2 protein-coding genes are annotated in these 1,528 nt (G+C 70.3%); one reads left to right on the forward strand and one right to left on the reverse strand.

Going from position 1 to position 1,528, the window contains the following annotated elements:
- A partial coding sequence (locus tag QH283_RS15850) for a carboxylesterase family protein (RefSeq protein WP_280503756.1) occupies positions 1-506 on the reverse strand: 506 nt, incomplete at its 3' end.
- A 255-nt stretch (positions 507-761) separates the two neighbouring features.
- Between QH283_RS15850 and QH283_RS15855 the strand changes: the two genes are divergently transcribed.
- Positions 762-1,528 (forward strand): polyphosphate polymerase domain-containing protein (locus QH283_RS15855; protein WP_280503757.1); only part of this gene is annotated, 767 nt, incomplete at its 3' end.

Genomic DNA, 1,528 nt, shown 5'->3' on the forward strand with positions numbered 1-1,528 from the left:
CCCCCGAACGCCGCGATGTTGTCGCGCACCCACGACAGCGCCGCGATCTGATCGAGCAACCCCAGATTGTCGGCGCCCACCCCGGCCGGCGCGAGATACCCGAACACCCCGAGGCGGTAGGTCACATTGACGACCACCACACCCTCCCGAGCGAGATCGTCCGGGTCGTACTTAGCGGCCTCACCGCCGCCGGACAGATACGCCCCGCCGTGCAACCACACCATCACCGGCAGCCCCGTGGCCTCGGCGGGCGCGGTGACCGACAGCACCAGGCAGTCCTCGCGCTGCTCGAGCGCGTCGACGATCGGACCGCTGATGTGATCCAGGCGGGGCACATCCTGCGGGCACACCGGCCCGCGCGCCGTGGCGTCGCGCACCGTGGCCGAACGGGGCAGCGGCCGCGGCGGCTGGAACCGCTCCGCGCTCGCGTACGGCACCCCGCGCGCGTGGATCAGGCCGGCATCGTGGGACACCCGCAGCGGTCCCGCCGTGGTCTGCACCCTCATACGGCCTCCGTTCGACCTCGCTCCCCGACGCGCTGTCGACCGTAGTCCGCGCACAGGGGCGCCTGCCCACGCGGGGGAGGCCGAGCCCCGCGGGTTCCGCCCCTGCGGCCCGCCCCACAGATCGTCCCCGGGTTCACAGCTGACTGCCAGCTTCACCGGGCGTTGCCCGGAGCTTCATCGGCTGTACTCGATGCGTACACCTCGGTGGCGGCGCGTAGGCAGCTGCCCGCAACGACTGTCAGGAGAGGCCGGACGATGAGATTTCTCGACCGACTGCGCAACCGACCATCCCCCGATGCCCGACCGCGCCGAGCCGAAGACGTCCGCACCGCGCCGACCGGATACCAGCAGACCGCCAGCAGACTGCACGCGTTCAACCGCTACGAGATCAAGTACTTCGTCGACGAGATGAAGGTGCCGCAACTGCGTGCGGAGCTGGCGGCGCGGATGGACACCGACCCGTACTCCCCGCACGGCGGCTACCCCGTGACCTCCCTCTACTACGACACCCCCGACCTGCGGTTCTACTGGGAGAAGATCGAAGGCCTGAAGTTCCGCCGCAAGCTGCGCATGCGCCTGTACGGCGAGCCCGCGGCCTGCGCCGACCAGACCCCGGTGCAGGTCGAGATCAAGCAGCGGGTCAACCGCGTCACCCAGAAACGCCGCATCCAGCTGCCCTACGAACAGGCCGTGCGCTGGCTGGAGGGTCGTGAGCCCCTCGCGTGCGACCCGGCGCAGCGCCCGTTCGTCGACGAGGTCACGACCCTGGTCGGCAATCTCGACCTGCGCCCGATCGTCATCACCGGCTACCAGCGCGAAGCCTTCATCGGCCGGGACGCCGACCTCGGCCTGCGGGCGACCATCGACCACCGCGTGCACGGCCGCGACCGCGACTTCCACTTCGCCTCCGGCGCGCAGAACCGCTTCATCATCCCGCCGAAACTGGCCATCGTGGAGCTCAAGGCCAACGAACGCGTCCCGTACTGGGCCACCGACCTGACCGCCCGGATGGACATGTCGGT

It is taken from the genome of Nocardia farcinica (assembly GCF_029867845.1).
GTDB classification, from domain to species: Bacteria; Actinomycetota; Actinomycetes; order Mycobacteriales; family Mycobacteriaceae; genus Nocardia; species Nocardia farcinica_A.